Consider the following 22,096-nt stretch of genomic DNA (forward strand, 5'->3'; position numbering starts at 1 on the left):
CTGGTGGACCAGGCCCGTACGGTAACGGTTCCGAACAGTTGATTGCCCAGTACACCGAGGGCCTAGAGATGGGCTATCGCTGGTATGAGGCCAACAACGTGAAGCCAGTATTTCCTTTCGGGTACGGCCTATCGTACACGAGTTTCAAGTATAACAACCTTAAGTTGAAGAGGGTCCACGGTAAAAAGGGCTCGGTGTCCGGTCTTGACGTGTCCTTCACCATCAAGAACTCTGGTAAAGTTGCCGGTGCTGAAGCGGCACAGGTCTACCTAAGTCTACCGGATGAGGCGGCGGAGCCATCCAAGAGACTCGTTAACTTCGAGAAGGTCTACCTCAAGCCTGGTGAGAGCAAGCAGGTGACTGTCAGAATCAATTTGGCCGACTCTAACCACCCGTTCTCTTATTTCATTCCGGATGAGCCGAAGAATCTGAAGAACTGGGCCGACGGGAAGTGGGCAACTGTTGACGGGAAGTACCGTGTGCATGTCGGTGGCTCATCGGCAGACACCCCGCTCGAAAAGGAAATAATGTTGAAGTTCAAACTTAGATAGGACAATAAAAAGGGCAAGGGGAGTTCCTATTGGAGACCACTGCCCTTCTAGTTTGGAGAATTTTTTTACATAAAAAGGAAGTCAATTCCTCAGAATTGACTTCCTCATCCGTTAAAATTTATTAATAGAATCTCTTAAATCCTTCAAAATGTTTTTTCCAATAAGCGTCATTTACATTCGAAATCACTACGCCGTTATCAGAAGCATGGATGAATTCATTGTTTCCAAGATAAATCCCCATATGAGAAATGCCAGCTTTATAAGTTCCTTGAAAGAATACTAAGTCTCCTACATTAGGTGTATTTACATAATAGGAGCGCATATGGTAGCCTTCGCTAGAATAACGATGGGTATTTAATCCAGCTTGCTTATAGGCAAAGTAAATGAACCCACTACAGTCAAATCCATTAGGTGTAGACCCACCCCATGCGTAGCCTGCTCCCAATTGGTTTTTTGCTACCGTAATCAACTGATCAACATTATAGCTTATATCTGTTGGTGGGGTTTCAACTTTAGGAGTTTCTACTTTAGCGCCATCACCAATATTTAGCTTTTGGCCAATATAGATCATATCTGATTTCAAATTGTTCCATTGTCTAAGGTTTGCAACTGTAACTTTATAATCTATTGCAATTCTTGATAAGGTGTCACCGGATTTAACTATATAAACAGTAGCGGATAGAACCTTTTCTTCTTGAGGTTTTTCTGTTTTTTCGGTAGTAGTGTTATTTGGTTTCTCGGTTGTTGTCGTTTTACTCACAACAAACACATTTCCTGGGTAGATAAGAGTAGAATTTAAGTTATTCCACGCCATTAATTCATTAAGTGAAATCTTATGTTTCGTTGCAATACCACTAAGTGTATCACCAGACTTTACAGTGTATGTAGTTGCTGCTGATGTATTAGGTTTTTGGACTTCTTTTTCAGTTGAAATTTGAGTGTTGCTGCTTGTTGAATTGTTTGTGGAATTTAATTCTGTCTTAAGGACTTGATTCGGGAAAATAATATCGCTTGTTAAATTGTTTAAGGACTTCAATTGTGTAACAGAAATATTATGCGTTTGCGCAATCTTCCACAGTGAATCTCCACTCTGAACTTTGTACGTGCTTGCTGCCTCAGCTTCCTCCGCTGCAAAAAAAGCCGAAGCGATGAGTGCAGACGTAGTCACGGACATATATAGTTTCTTTTTACCCAACTTTTGTACCTCCTCGCAAATCTATTTATCTAAAAAACATTATACTATAGGATTGTCTAGATTTGTAGATTAATGTGGAAATGGAGGAATAGTTATCCATTATTTTAAGCAGGCATCACTCGAAATTGCTAAATTTTGTCGACTCTAAAAATTCCTTTCAAAATGAGTAGAAGTAGTACTTTACTACTAAAAAGTTATTAATATTTAAAAAGTATTGACTTTAGATTTTGCTTAATTTATATTACTAATTATAAATCATGAGTGGTTTCGTCGCTAAGCTATACACGTTAGCGGGATCATCATGACATAGAAAAATAATTGTTGACATCATTTGGGTACTTTGTTATTTTTAAAATATTGGATTTCAGAAAATTAAAAATGAATATGAATTTCTTATCAAGAGAGGTGGAGGGACTGGCCCTTTGATACCTCGGCAACAGACTTATTGTACTGTGCCAAATCCAGCAAGCGACAGCTTGAAAGATAAGAAGAGCACAAGAAATGATTCTTTTAACCTCTTCTTATTTGTAGAAGAGGTTTTATTTTTGTAAAAATACTTAGTAAATGTATCGAAAAACTATAGTTTAAGCTATCAATATCTAAAGCTGACCGGAACACCGGAGGCCTTAATTTCATTTCAATATGAGATTAGGGCCTTTTTGATTTCCCTTAATAGAGTAGTATTTTCAAGATATACAATGCGGACTTTACAATCCACCACATCCCGATATGGTAGTCAATCTAATTGCCTCAAGTGCAATAGAAAACTATAGAAAAAAATAATTTGTTCTTCAATAGGAGGAGATTTTAATGGAAAAGAAACAAATGCATTTAGGAGCTTTTTTCACAACTTATTTAGGTCATCATCTAGCAGCGTGGCGTTATCCAGAAACAAAAACGGAGGAAGTGGTTCAGTTAAACTTGTATAAAGAAATTGCAGAGTTATCAGAGAAAGGTAAGTTCGATATGCTCTTTATCGCGGATGTGCTTGCCCATAGCGAGGAAGATCTCGAGTATACGCCACAAATCAGATTGGAAGCTCCAACAGTCATGGCAACACTTGCAGCCTTAACAAAGAAAATTGGCTTGGTGTCTACATTATCTACCACTTATCATCATCCCTATAATGTGGCAAGAAAGTTTTCAACTCTAGATCATTTAAGTGGAGGCCGCGCAGCTTGGAATATTGTCACCTCTGCACATGATAATGAAGCACAAAATTACGGAGAAATGAAACATTTGGATCATTCAAAGAGGTATGAAGTATGTGAGGAATTTGTTCAAGTTACAAAGGAACTCTGGGATAGCTGGGAGGATGATGCATTATTATTTGATCGTGAAAAAGGGAGGTTTTTAGATGGAAATAAGGTCCATCCAATCCATTTTAATGGACAGTATTACAAAATACGGGGTCCTTTAAATATTCCCCGATCACCTCAAGGAAATCCAGTACTTCTATCCGCTGGTGCTTCCCCAAGAGGAAAAGATTTTGCAGCCAAAGTAGCTAATGTATTTTTCACAATCGCCTCTCCTACTTTAGAGGAAGGTAAAGTTTTATATCAAGAAATGAAGAATAAAGTGCGTAGTTATGGAAGGGATCCAAAAAAGTTTAAAATCATGCCTGGTGTTGTACCATTTGTCGGAAAAAACCAAAAAGAAGCAGAAGAAAAATATGAACATTTTCAAGAGTTAATACTACCGGAATTAGGGATTGGAATGCTATCAAGATATCTTGGTATAGATTTAATTCATTATTCTCCTGATTCTTTCCTGCCAGATCTCCCAAGCATAGAACAATATAACGGAGAAAAAGGTAGATTTAAAATCTTAAGGGATCTGTCGAAAAAAGAAAATTTAACAATTCGACAATTAGCAAGCCTATTTGCTAGAGGGCAAGGTCACTTATTTGTAGTAGGCTCGGGTGACCACGTTGCAGATAAATTAAGTGAATGGTTTCTTAACGAAGCTTGCGATGGTTTTAATGTAAAAATCCCATACTTCCCTGGAGGAATAACAGATTTTGTGGATCATGTAACGCCTGAATTACAAAACCGTGGTCTTTTCCGAACAGACTATGAAGGTGAAACGCTTAGGGATCACCTTGGATTGGATTATCCAAACGTTAAAGTAAGAGAAAATGTCTAACATAAAATTTTAGGAGAGTAAGAGAATAACTGGATTTTCTTACTCTGAAAAATATTGAATGGGGAGGATAAAAATGAACAAAAAGCTATTATCACTATGTATGGTATTTATACTTATCCTAATTACTGGTTGTACAACTTCGGCAACGTCAGGTAAAGAAGATGAAAAAACGATAAGAATCGGGGTAACAGGAGGTCCACCAGACGAAATTACTAAAATAGTAAAAGAAGAAGCTATAAAAGAAGGAATCAATCTTGAAGTGATAGAATTTAACGATTTTATTACACCAAACCGTTCTCTTGTTAATGGGGAATTAGACTTAAACATGTTCCAAACTAAACAATTTTTAGGACAATTTATAAAAGATCGTAACGCTCCTTTGGTAGCAATAGGTACAACTTACAATAGTACCATTGGAATTTACTCAAAAAAATATAAGAGCATTGATGAAATTCCAGAAGGTGCCACATTAGGGATAATAAATGATCCTGTAAACACATCGCGATCACTGTTTCTCTATGAGGAAGCTGGATTAATTACAGTAAAGACCAACGTCAAGCAACCAACATTAAGGGACATTGAAAGCAATCCAAAAAACTTTACATTTAAAGAAATAGAGGGGCCTTTAATGCTAAGAACCCTAAATAGTATTGATGCTGGTATCGTAGCTAGCACACATGCTTTTGATCAAGGCTTAGACCCAAAGAATGAAGCGATCTATTTAGAGACTGGAATTAAGTTTCCCATGGTAGTAGCAACAAAGGAAAATAATAAAGACAATCCAGAGTATAAAAAAATAACAGAATTGTATCATTCTGATGCAGTGAAACAATTTATTGAAGAACGATACAAGGATGTCATTTTCGTAACAAATGATCCTTTTCAACTTGATTAAGGAGGGCATCTAAATGATTGAGTTAAAAAATATAAACAAGATCTATAAAATAGGTAAAACAGATGTTGAAGCATTAAGAAATGTAAATATTCGTGTGGAAAAAGGAGAAATCTTTGGAGTGATAGGCTTTAGCGGAGCGGGAAAAAGTACGTTACTCCGTATGGTCAATCTTCTTGAAAAACCTACAAGCGGTGAAGTAAAAATTAATGGTAAAAATCTTCTAACGTTGAATGAAAAGGAGTTGCGATACACAAGAAAAAAAATCGGTATTATTTTTCAACAGTTTAATCTACTTTCTTCATATAATGTGTTCGATAATGTTGCCGAAATTCTTCGTATGAATCGAGTGTCGAAGAAAGAAATCCAACGAAAAGTGGGAGAATTGCTTACACTTGTCGGATTAGCGGATAAGGCAACGCAATACCCATCTCAATTATCAGGCGGACAAAAACAACGTGTAGGTATTGCCCGTGCTTTAGCAATGGAACCTGAAATCTTATTATGTGATGAAGCAACTTCTGCTTTGGATCCGCAAACGACAGATTCGATTCTGGAATTACTTTTAGATATTAATAAAAAGCTAGGTTTAACCATTGTTCTTATTACTCATGAAATGGAAGTCATCAAAAAAACATGTGATCATGTGGCTGTTATGGAAAAAGGGGAAGTGATTGAACAAGGAACTGTTCTTGACATTTTTAGTCGGCCTTTTCAAGTAACTACGAAAAAGTTCTTGCAGAATCTGTATGATGATACGATTACTGAAGAAATGTTGGAAAAGTTACAGAAATTTGGCCATTCCTATCTTTTACGTTTAGCCTTTCGGGGTGATTCAGCACTAGATCCAGTCCTTAATGTAATTTCATCGAAATATTCAGTAATCACAAATATTGTCCATGGTTCAATTACCTATCTAAAAGGAGTTCCACTAGGGATTTTATTGGTCCATATTTCTGGGGATTACGATAAAGTGAAGCAAGCAATAACTTATTTGAAAGACACAGTATACCATGCCGAAGTAAGTTTGGAAATTAACGGAAAGCATGTGGGGGTATCGTAATGATTGATCGATTTGATGAACTGCTCTCCTTATTCACAATATCTTTATATGAAACAACTGCAATGGTAGTGATTTCACTTGTCATTGCAACAATTATTGGGATTCCGTTGGGAGTATTACTTGTCATAACAAGACCCAATCATCTAACTCCGAACAAATGGTTGTTCCATATTTTAAATACAATTATTAATATTATTCGGTCGCTTCCATTTATTATCTTAATGCTAGCTATCATTCCGTTTACTGAATGGATTGTAGGCACTTCAATCGGAATTCCAGGAGCAATTGTCCCTCTTATAGTTTACATTGCGCCATATATTGCAAGACTCATCGAAACAGCTTTACTTGAAGTAGACTACGGTATTATTGAAGCTTATCGGGGGATGGGGGCTTCCCGTACACAAATAGTAACTCGTATCATCATAAGAGAAGCACGACCAGGCATTTTACTTTGTATGACAATTGCCCTAATTGGTTTAATTGGCGCTACGGCGATGGCAGGTGTCATTGGAGCAGGAGGACTAGGTGATCTTGCCCTTCGATACGGCTATCAACAGTGGGATTTACCCGTCATGTTCGGTACGGTAATTATATTAATTGTCTTAGTTCAAATCGTTCAATCACTTGGAAATTATGCTGCGAAGAAATTGAAAAAAACGATATAAAGATCACCAAAATCAGCAGGATTTATTCCCTTCTCAACGATATCCCCAAGTAGCAGAGGGAGGGGGATCGCGATTTAACTTCTGGTGCCTGCCCGTAGTTTGTTATAAGTATAAACTTGGTGGGGGAGGGCACCTTTACATTTTTTGAATTAGCTTTTTTGAGTAGATTTTTCCACTATGTTCACTTTTGGGCCATTTTGAACTGGTTTTCCAAGCTCACTATCGGTGAGCTGTTGAAGGATATTCGATTGGAATTGGTTCATCATTTGCTCCAATTCTCCAACGGTTACCGGCTTAGCATGTTTCATTAACTCATACCCAAGTTGTCCAGTAATCTCAATCGATGCAGATTCAATATCAGTGATTGAATTAATACCTTCTTCCCGTAATCTTGCTTCTAACTGTTCAACGGTCATGCGTAGCTTTTTGAGATTATCAGATCTAATTTTTCCGTCCTGAATAACCGGTGTTGGCTCTCCTATAAATAATCTTTGCAAGGTATTCGATTTTATCGTTAGAAACTGAATGAATAAGAGAAGGGCTACAAGGGAACATAGGGCAAATATTGTTTTTATTAAACTATTTTCTGATATAGCGTGACCTGTTGTTGATGCAATCGCCAAAAGGGTTATTGTTTCTAATCCTGTCATTTGAGCCACTGTCTTCTTTCCTGCAATCCGAAATAAGCAAAACCCAGTAAATAAAATTGCAATTGCTTCCCAAATATAATTCATTTTATCCCTCTTTTTTAACTGCATCTTGTGGTTATTTGCTTCTACTTTTCGAAATATGCGTCGCTTACAAGTTGCTTGCGTATATTTCGATTTTCGCAATATTGGTAGCAGCTACCTTCGCTATTAAGTTTCCCATTATTTTCTTTAAAATACTGTTTCTTTGAGTAAGTAAGATTATAGCATTGTAATTCAGGAAACTTATTCCAAATTTCTCTATGGGCATAACAAACCTTCTTAGTAGATGGATTTTAATTTTACTAATATCAATTTTTCTGATAAAATCAATAAAATTTATCACATCAAGAGAGGGACAAGCAATGAAATCGAATTACATCGCATGGCAGAATGGGTTCTTCAATGGTATACCGATTGCACTTGGATATTTAGCTGTTTCCTTTAGTTTTGGAATTATTGCTGATCAAGCGGGATTAGATACCATAGAAGCTGTTATGATGTCTGCAACGAATTTAACCTCAGCTGGTCAATTTGCTGGCGTTACATTAATAACCACCTCCGCTTTATTAGTTGAGGTGGCACTAGCACAACTTATTATTAACTCAAGGTATTTTCTGATGTCCGCTGCCTTATCGCAGAAGATTGACCCGAAGACATCATTGATCCATCGTATGATCATGGCTTTTGGAATAACGGATGAAGTCTTTGGAGTTTCGGTGGCTGTTAAAGGAAAATTAAATCCATTTTACACATATGGCATTATGAGTGCTGCTATACCTGGATGGACATTAGGTACATTTTTTGGGGTGTATTCAGGGGATGTCTTACCTGCAAGTATCACGAATGCATTGAGTATCGCCCTTTATGGGATGTTAATAGCCGTCATTCTACCTCCAGCAAGAGGAAACAAAATATTGTTTAATTTAATTGTCATTTCAATGATTAGTAGTTTCCTATTTGACGTGATTCCATTTCTTCAAATGCTATCAACTGGTTTAAAAATTATTTTATTAACCTTTGTAATTGCGGGAATTGCGGCAGCACTGTTTCCTATAAAGGAGGATGTTCATGAATAGTGTCTATCTTTATTTAGTAGTGATGGCAGTTGTGACATACCTCATTCGGCTATTGCCACTTACACTGATTCGGAAGGAAATCAAAAATACGTATACTCGTTCCTTCTTATACTATGTACCTTATGTTACTTTGGCTGTGATGGTATTTCCGGCAATTCTCGATTCCACAGCATCACCTATATCGGGATTGGTTGGTTTTCTTGTTGCGGTTATCCTCGCTTATTCAGGAAGAAATTTATTTACGGTATCGATCTTTGCATGCCTTTCTGTTTATGTAGTAGAATTGGTGCTTTAATTGCAATACTTAATATCGACAAGTGCCTGATACATGTGTATGTGTCGGGCACTTTTCAATTATTTCTTCCTATTTAATAGTGAGAGGATCAACTTTACAAGTTGACATCCTTCATGTATTATTTGAATTGGATTATTTTACAGATTTTTCAGATTTCAAAATTAGGAGGCGAATGAATGGAGGAGCAAATTTTACATTTGATTCGTAAGAGAAAGCAGTTGATGGCGCCTGCTTTGGCTGCTGCATTACTGTTTTATTTTTTGCTTCCTTTATCTCTTATTTTCATTCCTGATGTGATGAATCGGCCAAGCTTTATTTATCATATATCTTGGGCATGGTTGTATGCATTTTTACAAATTCCGATGACATGGTTCTTCTGTGGGCTTTATCATAGGACTGCTAATAAAATTGAAAGACAGATGGAATGCTTCGATAAGGAGAAATCGTTGTGAATCCTACCTATTTTTTATTTCTTATTTATATCATTGTTTGTACATTGATTATTACATATTGGGCAGCCAAGCGAAGTAAAACAACGAATCGGTTTTATATTGCTGCTGGGACATTAACAGGTTTTCAAAATGGAATGGCAATTGCGGGCGATTTCATTAGTGCAGCCTCCTTTCTTGGGATCGTTGGGATGGTTGCGATTCGTGGATATGATGGATTTTTATATTCAATTGGCTTTTTAGTTTCTTATCTAGTTGTCTTATTTTTAATTGCTGAACCCATACATCGTCTTGGTAAATATTCTCTTGGTGATGTCATTTGTAAACGATTTCCGAGTGATAAGATGCGATTAATTATGGCATTATGTACGTTCATCATTTCAATCCTATACATAATCCCTCAGCTTGTTGCTTCAGGATTTTTACTTCGTTTACTGCTTGATATCGATTATTCCATTTCGGTCATTGTAATCGGGGGATTAATGACGTTTTATGTCGTTGTAGGTGGAATGATTGCGACTTCTTGGGTACAGATTGTCAAAACTGTTCTTCTTATGTCGGGAACATTTCTTCTCACACTTATCGTGTTTTCTCATTTTAACTGGGATGCTGCGAAGTTAATTCGAGAAGTAAAAACTGGTACGCCATTGGGAGAAACGTTTTTCCTTCCTGGAAATTTATTTGATAATCCACTAGAATTCCTTTCACTACAACTTGCTTTAGTGCTTGGGACTGCTGGATTGCCACATATTTTAATACGACTATTTACAGTTAGTAATACATTTGAAGTGCGCAGGTCTCTAATAAGTTCAACCTGGATTATTGGAGTTTTTTATGTCATGACCCTCGTTTTAGGTCTTGGGACTGTTGCGTTCTTAGGATATGATTCGCTAATGGCACTCGATCCTACTGGAAATTTAGCAGCTCCTTTACTTGCTAAGGCGGTTGGTGGTGACTTCCTGTTGGCATTTGTTTCTGCGATTGCCTTTACAACCATTGTTGCCGTCGTCGCAGGGCTCGTTATTTCCGCTACAACTGCTTTTGCTCATGATATTTTCCATCATATCTTGAAAAAAGGGAAATCAACGGAGAAGGAACAATTGAGAGCAGCACGGTGGTCGGCATTAGGAATCGGATTAATTTCTACCTTATTTGCTCTACGATTGGAGACCATTAATGTAACATTTCTTGTTTCGATTACTTTTATCGTTGCAGCTTCAAGTATTTTCCCGGTTCTTTTATTAACGATTTATTGGAAGCGTTTTACTCAAGCGGGGGTTATTACAGGAATGCTTAGTGGTCTTGTTGCTTCTTTTCTATTTGTCATGCTAGGACCTCACATTATGGATCCGCATGATGGATGGATTCGAAGAGAGGCAGTGTTTTCACTATATAATCCAGGCATTATTACAATTCCTATTGGATTTCTTGGAGCATATTTGGGCGCCATTCTTTCAAGCAAACAATCTCAATCCATAGATGAATTTAACGAGTTTTATATTCAATCGCAGTCCGGCTTTGCATCAAGGGGAGAAAAGAAATGGAAAGCTTAACGATTATTTTGTTTGAACGATTGGGACTACTTCTTATTATTGCATTTGTTATGACAAGGACACCTGGATTCAGGTCATTATTGTACCGTAATTATAGTGTGAAAATGTCGCTCGTTCATGCAGGAGTGTTTGGTTTATTTGGAATAGCCAGTACGGTTACAGGGATTGTCATTCATGAGGATGGATTCTTCAGTCATCAATTAATTATTTTTCCAGTAGAGGATCAACAATTAATTGTGAGCATGAGCCTTGTTGCGATTGTGATAGCTGGATTATTAGGTGGGCCGATACTTGGTTTTGGCGCTGGCGTTATAACTGGGATCCATCTCCTATTTCTTGGCGGTGTTGGAGGAGTGGCGAATGCTCTTGTCAATCCTATTACCGGCTTACTGGCAGGGCTAACGGCACGATTTTTTTCCAATGAACGTGTTATTTCTCCGCTGAAGGCATTATTTATTGGAGTCTTTCCTCCAGTGTTACACATGCAGTTATTACTTATTATTTACACAGATAGACTAGATATGATTGCCCTTGTAAATACAATTGGGTTACCCCTTGTGTTATCCAATAGTGCAGCGATTGCCATTTTTACAGCGATGATCGGAATTGTTCTTCGTGAACAAGAAAATGAGGCAGCTTTAGCTTCGAAACAAGCATTAACGATTGCGAAGGAAGCACTTCCATTTTTAAAAAAAGACTCTCCATTTGACGTTGCGAATGGCTTAGCCAATTTATTATATAGTCGCCTGAGGCTTGCTGCTGTTTCCATTACAGATCAAAAAGAGGTCTTAGCCCATAAAGGTTTGGGAGAAGATCATCATCATTTTGGTGATCTGATTACGGCACATCCAGCACAAAAGGCGATTCATTTGAAAAAAATTCAGGTTACACACGTAAAATCAGAATTAATGTGTACTCATAAAAAATGCAGCCTTGAGGCAGCTATCTTCATTCCGATTATAGAAGATGATCAAGTAACGTATCTGATTACTTTCTATTTCCGTAAAGAAGAGCATATTTCACCAGTTGAAATGATGATGGCACAAGGGTTAGGCCAATTTATTTCAGATCAATTGAATATGCTTGGGACGGAAAAACTAAAAGCACATATTCGAGATGCGGAGTTAAGGAATTTACAGGCTCAAATCAATCCACACTTTTTATTTAACACCCTTCAATTAATTGCCGGTTTGTTTCGGGAAAATCCTGCGACAGCACGTCACTTAACACTACAGTTAGCAAGTTATATGAGGTTTAATATACGCTTAGTATCGAAATCACTGGTTGAACTTGAAAAAGAGTGTGAACATGCGCAAAGCTACGCTTCTATTATTCAAGAAAGATTTAAAGGAAGGTTACAAATCAATTTTATAAAGCCGGATGATCTTTCCAATATTTATATTCCGCCATCGAGCATTCAGCCCTTGATTGAAAATTCGGTTCAACATGGTTTGAAAAATGTAACAGATGGTGCAAAGGTTGAAATAGTAATAGAAAAAGAGAATGGGAGACTTGCCGTTTTAGTCCGAGATAATGGGAGAGGTTTTCCAGAACAGATTTTACCGATTGTAAGTCTGCAGCCATTAGTAAGTACGAATAATGGCGGGATAGGTATTTATAATGTAAACCAGCGATTAGTCCATTTATTAGGGGAGTCAGCGAGATTGCATATTCGAAATTTGTCCTATGGGGGAAGTGAAGTAAAGTTTTCGATTCCAATTCCAAATCAAATTTAAGAAAAGCAGGTGATGGGATGAATATTCGTGCGATGATTGCTGAAGATGAGATGATGGCAAGAAAGGAATTGCTGTATTTATTGAAGGATGAAAAGGGTATTATCCTCACCCCCCATGCGGAAACGGGTGAACAATTAATAGAGTTATATTCTGAACATCGACCGGATGTTATTTTTCTTGACGTAGAGATGCCGGGTTTTACAGGAACTGAAGCAGCAAAATATATTATGAAAATGGAGTCAGATGCGATTCCTTTATTTGTGTTTACCACTGCCTATGATGAATATGCAATGGATGCTTTTGAAGTAGAAGCCGTTGACTACTTATTAAAACCATATGATGAGACAAGATTTCGAAGGACAATGAAGCGAATTCGCAAAAGTTTGGAGAATCGAAAGAATACTAGTGAAACAACCGAAAAAAAGGCACAAACGATACTATCCAAGATTTTAATTGATGATGGTGACCGGATGGTTGTAGTTTCACCTGATTCCATCTACTACGCCGTGCCAAGTAATCGATTATTAGAGATTCATACCCAGGATAAAATCATCATGAGTCGGATGACCTTACAAGAACTAGAGGATCAGCTGGCAGGTCATCAGTTTTTCCGTGCACATCGCAGTTATTTGGTAAATCTAAATCATGTTTTAGAAATAACCCCATGGTTTAACGGAACGAGCAATTTGACATTAAAAGATAAAAATCGTTCAAAAATCCCTGTAAGTCGTTCCGCGAGTAAATCCATTTTTGATATTTTTAAATGATAAGAGATAAATGACTAGGAGCTATAACCATTCACGAGCTATTCATAACCATTCATCCTAAATATTCGACCATTCATCTATTTTTTAATTATATAATATTTAAAATATATATAATTATCTATAAATTACGATGGAAGGGGATGGTCTATTTTGGCTCAAAAGAAATTAGTTGCTAGCGAGGAGAAAGGTATCGATTATGTAAAAGTTAAAAGTAGTCCACAGTTTAAACAGTTTTTGAGCAGAAAGAATAAGTTTATTTTACCAATGACTGTATTTTTTATGGTTTTTTACTTTCTATTGCCCATTTTCACTTCTTACACAACATTTTTAAATACCTCAGTGATTGGAGATATTTCTTGGACCTGGATTTTTGCAGTTTCACAGTTTGTGATGGTTTGGGTGTTAAGTACAATCTATGTAAAAAAAGCAGGTTCCTTTGATAAAGAAGCTGAGCAAATCATTAATGAGCAGTTAAAATAAGGGGGTATGGTAAATGGATCCGGTAGTAGTTATTCTTTTTCTCGCAATCGTAATTCTTACGTTAGTCATCACGTATTTTGCAGCAAAACAAACAAAATCCACTGGCGACTTTTATACGGCAGGTGGGGGATTGACTGGATGGCAAAATGGATTAGCAATCGCTGGTGATTATTTATCTGCGGCATCCTTCCTTGGTATTGCCGGAATGATTGCTTTAAAAGGGTTTGATGGATTTTTCTATAGCATCGGATTTTTAATTGCCTATTTAGTTGTATTGTTTTTAGTAGCAGAGCCACTCCGTAATCTTGGTAAATATACACTTGCGGATATGATTAACTCACGTTTTGATGCGAAAAAAGTAAGAGGGGCTGCGGCGCTAAGTACAATTACTATTGTTCTTTTCTATATGATTGCACAATTAGTTGGTGCCGGTGCACTTATACAGTTATTATTCGATATTCCTTATTGGATAGCCGTGTTAATTGTTGGGGTTATGATGACGATTTACGTTTTATTTGGTGGAATGATCGCAACAAGTTGGGTACAGATTACGAAGGCTGTACTACTGATGGCAGGAATGGTTATCATCTCGTTCTTGGTACTCATGAAATTTAATTTTAATATAGGGGCCATGTTTACTGAAGTGAAAACGGCAACTAGTCATGGAGCAGCTTATTTAAATCCAGGTCTCAAATATACAAATCCGATGGGAACGCTTTCATTAATGCTTGCCTTGGTGCTTGGAACAGCGGGTCTTCCGCATATCCTAATGCGTTTTTTCACAGTAAAGGATGCAAAAACAGCCAGAAGCTCGGTTATTACTGCAACTTGGACAATCGGAATTTTTTATATTCTAACATTATTCCTAGGTTTTGGGGCAGCAATTTATGTTGGGGAAAGTGAAATTCTTGCAGCAAATGCTGGTGGAAACATGGCTGCACCACTACTTGCGAAGGCAATTGGTGGAAATATCTTATTTGCTTTTATTTCAGCAGTAGCATTTGCGACAATCTTAGCGGTAGTTGCGGGTCTTGTGTTATCAGGAGCATCCGCATTTGCACATGATATTTACGGGCAAATTATTAAAAAAGGAGAGGTAACAGAAAAACAGCAAATGCTTGCTGCACGCTATGCAGCATTAGGGGTATCTGTTCTATCCATTTTATTATCATTAGGAGCTCAATACTTAAACGTTGCCTTCCTGGTTTCGTTAGCATTTTGTATTGCAGCAAGTGCGAATTTGCCAGTTATTTTATACACAGTGTATTGGAAACGCTTTAATACTTCGGGTGCAGTTTGGGCAGTTCTTACCGGATTAATCTCGGCACTAGTTCTAGTATCGATCAGTCCTAGCGTATTCTCGCCAGTTGAAGGGGCCGCTCTATTTGTAGGAAACCCAATCTTCCCATTAGATAATCCTGCACTTGTGAGTGTGCCATTAGGCTTCCTTGGTGGTTACCTCGGAACGATTTTCTCGAAAGAAAATGATTACAAACGTTTTGCTGAAGTATCTGTAAGGGCACATACAGGATTTAAAAAAGCGGAATAAATGTGAATTATGAGTAGCACGAATATGAATCTTTTAAACATTTAAGGGGGATGAGACAGATTTGGTAATGAATAAAGAAATCAGTGTAGAAGAAAAAGTGACAAATTATCCTCAACAGCCACATGGGGGGAAGTTAGTTGACCGTGTTTTAACTGGAGATGAACAAGATAGAGCAATGGAGCGGGCAAAGCAGCTTCCATATATTATGGTTGATTTGGAGGCTGTCATCACGCTTGAAATGATAGCCACAGGTGTACTTTCTCCAAATGAAGGGTTTATGAATGAAGCGGACTATAAATCGGTATTAAAAGATGGGCGTCTAGCCAATGGAATTGTTTGGCCTGTGCCGCTAAGTTTCGCACCAATTGGCGAGGTAAATAAGCAAGTAATTAAAACACTCTCGGTGGGAGATGAGGTCGCATTAGTAGATGAAACGAAGGAACCAGTAGCTATATTACAGCTAGACGATATTTTCGACTATGATCGAAACTTCCGTGCAGAACAACTATTTGGTACGACTGACCGCAATCACCCTGGTGTTGATTCCATTTATCGACGGATGGGGGATACTGCATTAGGCGGACCGATTCAGCTCCTGCGCCGTGTCCATTGGGGACCTTTTGAAAAATTACGAATTGAGCCGAAAGATACATGGAAACTGTTTTATGAGGAGAAAAAATTTAAATCGGTAGCGGGTTTTATTACAGGTGCAAATCCATTGCATCGTGGTCATGAATATATTCACCGCAATGCACTTGAGGAAATGGATGGATTATTTGTTCAGCCTTTAGTTGAGATGGCAAAGCGTGAATATACAAGACATGAATTCCGTATGTTATCCTACCAGGCTGTGCTTGATACGTATTATCCAAAGGAGAGAACGATTCTTTCACCATTGCGTGTGACCTATATTTTTGCAGGTCCTCGCGAAGCAGTACTCCATGCACTTATTATGAAAAATTACGGCTGTACCCATGCATTAATTGGCCGAGATCATGCGGGTGTTGGTGATTATTATGACAAATATGCTGGTCACATGATTTTTGATACGTATACGAATGAGGAACTAGGAATTGATATTCGGTTATTCCATGAGGTATTCTATTGCACACGTTGTGACAATCCTGCTACGGAACAAACATGTCCACACGATGATCGCTATCGTATCAATATTTCTGGAACTGGTATCCGTGAATTGCTACGGTATGGTGTTTTACCACCAAAGGAAATTGTAAGACCAGAATCTGCTCGTATTGCCATGCAAGGTGTGCAGCCTAAAGGTGTAGATGAGGATGGACTTGCAACTGCACCTGTTGGAAAAACGATTAAGTCTATATTTCCTTATTATCTACATTCGAAAGGAATAGGCGGTTCCAACCGCAGGCGCCCATTAGAGATGAGTGAACTAACGATAGATGATTTGGAAGCAGCCATAAAGGATATACGCGAAAATGCGGATCGTGTGTATAAAGAAGTCTTTGACGAATTCAGTTATGTGGCAGATCACCTTCGTTCCGTGCAGCCAGCGTGGGTAACGGAAGCCAGAGAAGCGATTTATCGTCAGCAGGAAATGGTTGTAGAAGACTTGAAAGAAAAAGTGGACGGAGCAATGGAAAAAGCATCTGATGAATTCTTGTATCAGGATAAATCAGAAGCTGAGCGCGAACTAGAGGTAGCGAAAAAAATACTTGAAGACATACCTGCAGCATTAAGCAAAGGGGATCTCGATTACCGAACATGGAATCCGCTGCCATATAAGCGATATCGGGGTATTGATGAGGAATAGAGTGTTAGTGTGATATAGGACGTTTTGAAAGAGTATAAACATTTGTAATTTCACTCAAAAGCAATTGAGAATAATAGGAGAGATTCTCGCAAGGCAAAAGCCAGCGCTTTTAGACGCTGGCTTTTTGTATTAACTTTATCCAATTGATTCAATGTCTATTGTGAATTATTTTTTATCAACAGTAGGTAATTGAACATATCCAATGTTTCCAGGGTTTTGTGAACTTACCATTAAATAGGAATGTCCATTTAAATCATTGATTGCTTGGAATCCTGTTACTTCACCGCCATCTGGTGCAGAAAAAATACGTTCTAACTGTTTTGTATCAACATTATATGCCCAGCCAAAGTTATTCGTATGCATCCCACTATCCTCTGCAATAAAAATTGTTCGCAGTTCTTCTGAAAACACAATATTATCAGGGTTAGCCATCTTATCAGGGTTAGCCGTGTTACCCAGTGAGTCTCGAGTAGGCAGATCTTCACCTGTTATAATGGCTTCCATATCAGTTACGATATAATCACTATTTATTGGGTTGCCTTCACGATCAACTTGTTTATCTTCGATATTCATTTGATAAATAGCACCAGCGCTTAGCTTAGGTAAACGAATATCATCTACAGGATCATTAGGATTTTCGAGCATAGCTTTTTCAATATAAGACATGGCCATATAAACTTTGTTATCTGCTTTATTGAATGTTAAAGTTTCCATTTTGTTGAATTCTGAAGTTGCGCCAAGCATCGCACCATAACGGCGAGATTCAAGGAATGCAGCGGCTTTTTCCATCCCTGGTTTCACTTTTAAATATTCGACTCCAGCTGTCGTTTTAATTGTTGTAAACCCATTTGCTTGTGCATATGCCTTATCTTCAGTTGCTTCAAAGATGTCGCTAAATGATAGGTCTTCAGCCAATTGTTTCACTTCTTCATCAGTTGCATGTCCTAATTTAATCCATTTTAGTTCACCAGCACCACCATTTTCTGCGCTTGTTTGATTAAATTTAGCAGCATACAAGCTACCAGAAGATAAATCTCCTGCCTTATCAGCTACATACATGAACGGTATGACGTATCCACCATCATCCCCAATATATACAGTCCGGTTATCAGGTGCTACTGCTACATTTTCAAAGGATAGTCTTCCCATACTATAATGCTTTACAGCTTTTGCTTCACCATTTGGATGGACACTAATTTCTGTTGTGTGTCCATAAAGATACGGATTACCGATTGCATTTGGATCTTGATAATAGTTTTTAGCAAATTCAGTGACATCGTTATTTTCTGGATCCGCTTCGAAATCACGGGCATCTGGTTCATATTCTTCACTACCTAGGTGTGTATTCCAAGGTGATAAAACACCTGCACATGGTGTCCAAATACCGCCATCAGCAGAAAAGTCAATTGGATGGATATCGGTAATTTTTAATGCACCTGTTTTCTTATCTTGTACGACTGTATTTAAATAAACAGCTTTTGGCATTTCTCCGATTTCATTATCAGGCATTCCTTCAAAATGGTTCACCAAATATAATTTTCCACTTTTTCCGTTAACCGTTAGAAGTGAATTCATATCTGGCGATGTGGAATAGATTGTGTTTCCGTTTTTATCCTTAATCTCATTCCCATTAACATCATAAGATGCACCGACAACCTTACCGTTAATTTTCTCTCCAGGCTTTGCTAAGTGTGAATAGGTTAAATCTTTTATTACTTCTTGTCCGTTAGCAAGAGTTACCTTTACTTGAGCTTCAGTATACATAGCTGATTTTTCTTTTGCTGTGCTAGGTGCTTCCATTCCGATAAAATCCAAAGATTTTACTGGAAGTTCTTTATAAGGTGCTGCAAAAACATTTGTAGCAGTTGGAAATAAAATCGCTGCACTTAGGATTGGTGCAATAATTGTTTTCTTATTCATTTGAAATTCCTCCGATACATTGATAGTTTTATTTAATCTCAAATTAATCTTAAATCGGATATATTAAGCTTCTGTTTTGATAATGTGAAAATATTATTTATCTTTCTGGTAGAAAAGTCACGTTTGGTGTTACAGCTAAATCTAAATTCCTACTTTCTTAATATTCAATATAAGTCAATATAATCATAGTTACTTATGTTGTCACGCCGCTATGGGGTGACGTATTTTAATAAACCGGAGCTTACGCTCAACTTTGTCGCTGTTATAATGTATCTATATAAAAATGGTCAACTAGCAGATACTGCGAATTTTCGTTTATCTGTAAGACCCAATAAGGAGCCGAGAAAGTAAATGAAGAGGGTAAATTTATTTAAAGAACTTGGTATTACATATAAGGAAGATATTATTTCAAACTTTCTTGTCACGCTATTGAATCAATCTTCTTACTTTCGAGAATCGTTTTTAACTCGTTTTTTAGGGATTGAAGAGCCAAGATGTTTTGAAGTAACAACCTATACGAGAATCTATACGTCAGTAGGCATTCCAGATATGATCTCCGTTATTCAAAATGAAGAACAATGTTACTTGCTTCTTGTAGAAAATAAGCTTAAAGCTGATGAGGGTTATCAACAGACAATGAGATATGCGAGTGAAACATGTATTACTGAGATAAAACAAAAACTGAACATTAAGCATGAGCATGTCCAAGTGAAACTACTATTTCTAACGCTTGTTCCAGAAACGATTCCTACCAGCCCGGTATTTAGTAATATTTCATATGAGCAGTTGATAAAAGAAATCCCACCAAGTATTGAGGATAGTGGATTAAACATGTTGTACGAAGATTTCACATCTGTGCTTATTGACTTTTATAAAGACCTTGATGTAACAGACAATGATTTATTATTTGAAAAGTTTACAGAGGAGACTGAGGCAGAACGATTGAAAATTCGCTTTCGAAAGCTAATGGATTCCATTTCTTTGGATGGAACAATGCTGACAAGGTCCCCAATTGGTCAGGTAGTGGGTGCAGGAAGAATTAATTACCTCGTGCAATTTTCCAAGGATTCATGGAAAGGTGAAAAGGTAAAAAAAGATGAGAAAGGTACTTATATCGTAAGTGGCAATACATTTGATATACATATTGAATGCACATTTGATGTATTTAATCAAACATTCACCTTGCCATTACATTATGAAACACGTCCCTATCTAACGAAGAAACAGCTAAAAAATGCAATAGGCTATGATTATTACCTTAAGCAGAGGGACGAAATAAAAACGGTCATCCATAAAAAGATTAAGGAACAAAACGATACCATACTCTCTCCATATAATGGTTCCAATCAAATTGCATATACAAAAATGCTACTAACTGAAGAAACTACTGTAAAAGAGTTCAAAGAACAATTGATAAGACGAGTGGAAAAGATAACAGAAGTAGTAGATTCTGCTTTGGAAGAGTGGAAGAGAGGATAACAGGGCCTGTCCCTCAGCGTGATAAAGTATTTATACTAGGGGCAGGCTTTGAATAGTAAGTTAACAGAAAAAATCAAGGATTGAGAATCAGTATATAGGGAGAATAACAACTTGTGAGGATTTTATAGTTGCTGATTAATGAGTTGTTGAAGTTTTCTCTCATGCTGTGCAGTTTTACTTAATATAAAGTCTATTGTTTCTTTGTTATCCGTTAACTCACACGTATTCCGTCTAGCTTATTTCCAATCTATCTAGTCGTTCATTCACAAGGGCAAAACCTGTATCCATTTTGGATTCTAACTTGTCTATCTTGGATTCCAACCCGTTTTTCACCATATTCAACTTTTTGTCATTTTTCTCAGAATATAGTTTAAATGCTTGTAATATTCCTTTAGAATCGTTTCTTGTTCCAACTTATTCACCACCCCTCCTAGAAATAATATAAATAATTTTTTTGAGTTGGGGATGTGGAAACGATAGGATTTGAATTCGTGTAAAGTAGCCAGTACCCGGCGTAAGCATTATCGCGTCAGCGTCTTCTAATGTTCCTTTAAATTAAGAAAGAAATTACTCAATGTCCTGTGGTAATGAAATTTGATTTGAAAAGTTAAATACATGACAAAGCTGAGATTAGTATGTAAGATTTTGGTTAGACCTGAATTTGTATTAACATAGTCCCAAGGAAAATTGCCTTTGGGGCTTGGATAGTTTCAAAAATTAATGACAAAGGGGAGATAGAATTGAAAGCAGCTGTATGGTATAAAGCAAAAGATGTTCGAGTTGAGGATAGGGAGGTACCTGTTCTTGGTGCGGAAGATGTAAAAGTCCGTGTGGCATGGACAGGAATTTGCGGAAGTGATTTACATGAATATTTACATGGTCCTATTACGATTCCAGTAGACAATCCAGATCCATTAACGGGAAAAACAGCGCCTTTAACGTTAGGACATGAATTTTCAGGAGTTGTGGAAGAAGTAGGAAAGAATGTATCGAAGTATTCAGCTGGGGATCGTGTTGTGATCAATCCATTAATTACATATGGAAATAAAAGTCCTGAATATGATATTTACGATGGTTTTAACTTTATTGGTTTAGGACAAGATGGTGGATTTGCTGATTATGCCGTACTGAACGAAAAACAATTATATGCCATTCCTGACCATGTAACGTTGGAAGAAGGAGCATTAGTCGAACCAACAGCAGTAGCCCTTCAAGCGTTAAAAGAAGGGAACTTACAAGAAGGACAGACAGTAGGTATTTTTGGAGCTGGTCCAATTGGTCTTTTAACCGTTCTGGCAGCAAAAGCACAAGGAGCAAGCGATATCATTGTATTTGACCTGTCTGAAGCTAGACTACAAAAAGCAAAAGAGCTAGGCGCAACACATGTTGTTAATACTGGAGAAAAGGATCCTGTTGAGGCTACGAAAGAACTTGTTCCAGCGGGTTTTGATGTAACATTTGAAGCAGCAGGTGTTGAAGCAACTGTCAATCAAGCGATTCGCTCCACAACAACTAGAGGAACGGTTGTTATCATTTCTATTATTGCACAACCAATCTCAATCAACCCAATGGATTTAACTATTTCAGGTGTAAAAATCACATCTAGTGCTGCTTATGAGCCTGAAGTGTATCAGAAAACAATTGATTTAATTGCTTCTGGTAAGATTGATGTGAAACAGGCAATTACCAAGCGTATTCGATTGGCTAATATAGTGGAAGATGGTTTTGAGGCTTTAACGAAAGATAAATCTGAAGTGAAGATATTGGTGGAGTTGAGTGGTGAGAAGTAAAAGAACTATTTCACCT

Annotated in this window: 19 protein-coding genes and 1 riboswitch; of the genes, 16 read left to right on the forward strand and 3 right to left on the reverse strand. The window is 37.4% G+C overall.

Annotated elements, in window-relative coordinates; translation table 11 throughout:
* Positions 1 to 551, forward strand: a 551-nt coding sequence (locus V7147_RS07015) for a fibronectin type III-like domain-contianing protein (protein WP_335367137.1), incomplete at its 5' end; no start/stop codon positions are given.
* Positions 552 to 672: 121 nt separating this feature from the next.
* On the opposite strand, the gene V7147_RS07020 is transcribed toward V7147_RS07015, so the two are convergent.
* Positions 673 to 1,746 carry a C40 family peptidase gene (locus V7147_RS07020; protein ID WP_335367138.1) on the reverse strand — a complete coding sequence of 358 codons (1,074 nt, stop codon included), beginning with the start codon at positions 1,744 to 1,746 and terminating at the stop codon, positions 673 to 675.
* Between the two features lie 390 nt (positions 1,747 to 2,136).
* A riboswitch (SAM riboswitch) is annotated at positions 2,137 to 2,236 on the forward strand.
* A 320-nt stretch (positions 2,237 to 2,556) separates the two neighbouring features.
* On the opposite strand from V7147_RS07020, the gene V7147_RS07025 reads away from it, so the two are divergent.
* The 4 genes from V7147_RS07025 to V7147_RS07040 all read left to right on the forward strand — a co-directional run bounded on the left by V7147_RS07025 (position 2,557) and on the right by V7147_RS07040 (position 6,511).
* Entirely contained in the window at positions 2,557 to 3,891 is a 1,335-nt protein-coding gene (locus V7147_RS07025; RefSeq protein ID WP_335367139.1) for an LLM class flavin-dependent oxidoreductase, read from the forward strand.
* 73 nt (positions 3,892 to 3,964) lie between these two features.
* Positions 3,965 to 4,786 carry a MetQ/NlpA family ABC transporter substrate-binding protein gene (locus V7147_RS07030; protein WP_335367140.1) on the forward strand — a complete coding sequence of 274 codons (822 nt, stop codon included), beginning with the start codon at positions 3,965 to 3,967 and terminating at the stop codon, positions 4,784 to 4,786.
* A gap of 13 nt (positions 4,787 to 4,799) precedes the next feature.
* Positions 4,800 to 5,846, forward strand: a complete 1,047-nt coding sequence (locus V7147_RS07035; protein WP_335367141.1) for a methionine ABC transporter ATP-binding protein — start codon at positions 4,800 to 4,802, stop codon at positions 5,844 to 5,846.
* Positions 5,846 to 6,511, forward strand: coding sequence for a methionine ABC transporter permease (locus tag V7147_RS07040; RefSeq protein WP_335367142.1), 666 nt, complete (start codon positions 5,846 to 5,848; stop codon positions 6,509 to 6,511). The genes V7147_RS07035 and V7147_RS07040 overlap by 1 nt, the downstream gene beginning before the upstream one ends.
* A 149-nt stretch (positions 6,512 to 6,660) precedes the next feature.
* Here the strand turns inward: V7147_RS07040 and V7147_RS07045 are convergent, their stop codons facing one another.
* Complete coding sequence (locus V7147_RS07045) at positions 6,661 to 7,245, reverse strand: DUF421 domain-containing protein (protein WP_335367143.1); 585 nt, start codon at positions 7,243 to 7,245, stop codon at positions 6,661 to 6,663.
* Between the two features lie 317 nt (positions 7,246 to 7,562).
* Between V7147_RS07045 and V7147_RS07050 the strand changes: the two genes are divergently transcribed.
* The 9 genes from V7147_RS07050 to V7147_RS07090 all read left to right on the forward strand — a co-directional run bounded on the left by V7147_RS07050 (position 7,563) and on the right by V7147_RS07090 (position 16,891).
* Positions 7,563 to 8,276 (forward strand): AzlC family ABC transporter permease, encoded by a 714-nt coding sequence (locus tag V7147_RS07050; protein ID WP_335367144.1) that lies wholly within the window; start codon positions 7,563 to 7,565, stop codon positions 8,274 to 8,276.
* A complete protein-coding gene (locus V7147_RS07055) occupies positions 8,269 to 8,571 on the forward strand; it encodes an AzlD domain-containing protein (protein WP_335367145.1) in 303 nt (100 codons plus the stop codon). Before V7147_RS07050 ends, V7147_RS07055 begins: the two co-directional genes overlap by 8 nt.
* A 176-nt stretch (positions 8,572 to 8,747) precedes the next feature.
* Positions 8,748 to 9,023: a DUF485 domain-containing protein gene (locus V7147_RS07060; RefSeq protein ID WP_335367146.1), complete on the forward strand. Its 276-nt coding sequence runs from the start codon at positions 8,748 to 8,750 to the stop codon at positions 9,021 to 9,023.
* Entirely contained in the window at positions 9,020 to 10,573 is a 1,554-nt protein-coding gene (locus V7147_RS07065) for a solute symporter family protein (protein ID WP_335367147.1), read from the forward strand. Before V7147_RS07060 ends, V7147_RS07065 begins: the two co-directional genes overlap by 4 nt.
* Complete coding sequence (locus V7147_RS07070; protein WP_335367148.1) at positions 10,561 to 12,309, forward strand: LytS/YhcK type 5TM receptor domain-containing protein; 1,749 nt, start codon at positions 10,561 to 10,563, stop codon at positions 12,307 to 12,309. Before V7147_RS07065 ends, V7147_RS07070 begins: the two co-directional genes overlap by 13 nt.
* A gap of 17 nt (positions 12,310 to 12,326) precedes the next feature.
* Entirely contained in the window at positions 12,327 to 13,076 is a 750-nt protein-coding gene (locus V7147_RS07075) for a LytR/AlgR family response regulator transcription factor (RefSeq protein ID WP_335367149.1), read from the forward strand.
* 150 nt (positions 13,077 to 13,226) lie between these two features.
* Entirely contained in the window at positions 13,227 to 13,556 is a 330-nt protein-coding gene (locus V7147_RS07080; protein WP_335367150.1) for a DUF485 domain-containing protein, read from the forward strand.
* Positions 13,557 to 13,569: 13 nt separating this feature from the next.
* On the forward strand, positions 13,570 to 15,105 hold the full coding sequence (locus V7147_RS07085; RefSeq protein ID WP_335367151.1) for a solute symporter family protein: 1,536 nt from the start codon (positions 13,570 to 13,572) through the stop codon (positions 15,103 to 15,105).
* Positions 15,106 to 15,172: 67 nt separating this feature from the next.
* Positions 15,173 to 16,891 carry a sulfate adenylyltransferase gene (locus tag V7147_RS07090; RefSeq protein ID WP_335367175.1) on the forward strand — a complete coding sequence of 573 codons (1,719 nt, stop codon included), beginning with the start codon at positions 15,173 to 15,175 and terminating at the stop codon, positions 16,889 to 16,891.
* A gap of 165 nt (positions 16,892 to 17,056) precedes the next feature.
* Here V7147_RS07090 and V7147_RS07095 read toward each other — a convergent pair whose 3' ends face one another.
* Positions 17,057 to 18,811, reverse strand: a complete 1,755-nt coding sequence (locus tag V7147_RS07095) for a PhoX family protein (RefSeq protein WP_335367152.1) — start codon at positions 18,809 to 18,811, stop codon at positions 17,057 to 17,059.
* A gap of 351 nt (positions 18,812 to 19,162) precedes the next feature.
* Between V7147_RS07095 and V7147_RS07100 the strand changes: the two genes are divergently transcribed.
* Positions 19,163 to 20,290, forward strand: a complete 1,128-nt coding sequence (locus V7147_RS07100; RefSeq protein WP_335367153.1) for a PD-(D/E)XK nuclease family protein — start codon at positions 19,163 to 19,165, stop codon at positions 20,288 to 20,290.
* Positions 20,291 to 21,030: 740 nt separating this feature from the next.
* Positions 21,031 to 22,080 (forward strand): 2,3-butanediol dehydrogenase, encoded by a 1,050-nt coding sequence (locus V7147_RS07105; protein ID WP_335367154.1) that lies wholly within the window; start codon positions 21,031 to 21,033, stop codon positions 22,078 to 22,080.
* The last annotated feature ends 16 nt before the right edge of the window (positions 22,081 to 22,096 follow it).

The organism is Bacillus sp. JJ1521 (assembly GCF_036965165.1).
GTDB lineage: Bacteria > Bacillota > Bacilli > Bacillales > Bacillaceae_L > Ferdinandcohnia.

Bases quoted from the DNA above. Each gene is read 5' to 3' on its own strand.
- V7147_RS07025 (WP_335367139.1), top strand. From the start codon at position 2,557: ATGGAAAAGAAACAAATGCATTTAGGAGCTTTTTTCACAACTTATTTA.
- V7147_RS07030 (WP_335367140.1), top strand. From the start codon at position 3,965: ATGAACAAAAAGCTATTATCACTATGTATGGTATTTATACTTATCCTA.
- V7147_RS07035 (WP_335367141.1), top strand. From the start codon at position 4,800: ATGATTGAGTTAAAAAATATAAACAAGATCTATAAAATAGGTAAAACA.
- V7147_RS07040 (WP_335367142.1), top strand. From the start codon at position 5,846: ATGATTGATCGATTTGATGAACTGCTCTCCTTATTCACAATATCTTTA.
- V7147_RS07045 (WP_335367143.1), bottom strand. From the start codon at position 7,245: ATGAATTATATTTGGGAAGCAATTGCAATTTTATTTACTGGGTTTTGC.
- V7147_RS07050 (WP_335367144.1), top strand. From the start codon at position 7,563: ATGAAATCGAATTACATCGCATGGCAGAATGGGTTCTTCAATGGTATA.
- V7147_RS07055 (WP_335367145.1), top strand. From the start codon at position 8,269: ATGAATAGTGTCTATCTTTATTTAGTAGTGATGGCAGTTGTGACATAC.
- V7147_RS07060 (WP_335367146.1), top strand. From the start codon at position 8,748: ATGGAGGAGCAAATTTTACATTTGATTCGTAAGAGAAAGCAGTTGATG.
- V7147_RS07070 (WP_335367148.1), top strand. From the start codon at position 10,561: ATGGAAAGCTTAACGATTATTTTGTTTGAACGATTGGGACTACTTCTT.
- V7147_RS07075 (WP_335367149.1), top strand. From the start codon at position 12,327: ATGAATATTCGTGCGATGATTGCTGAAGATGAGATGATGGCAAGAAAG.
- V7147_RS07085 (WP_335367151.1), top strand. From the start codon at position 13,570: ATGGATCCGGTAGTAGTTATTCTTTTTCTCGCAATCGTAATTCTTACG.
- V7147_RS07090 (WP_335367175.1), top strand. From the start codon at position 15,173: ATGAATAAAGAAATCAGTGTAGAAGAAAAAGTGACAAATTATCCTCAA.
- V7147_RS07095 (WP_335367152.1), bottom strand. From the start codon at position 18,811: ATGAATAAGAAAACAATTATTGCACCAATCCTAAGTGCAGCGATTTTA.
- V7147_RS07100 (WP_335367153.1), top strand. From the start codon at position 19,163: ATGAAGAGGGTAAATTTATTTAAAGAACTTGGTATTACATATAAGGAA.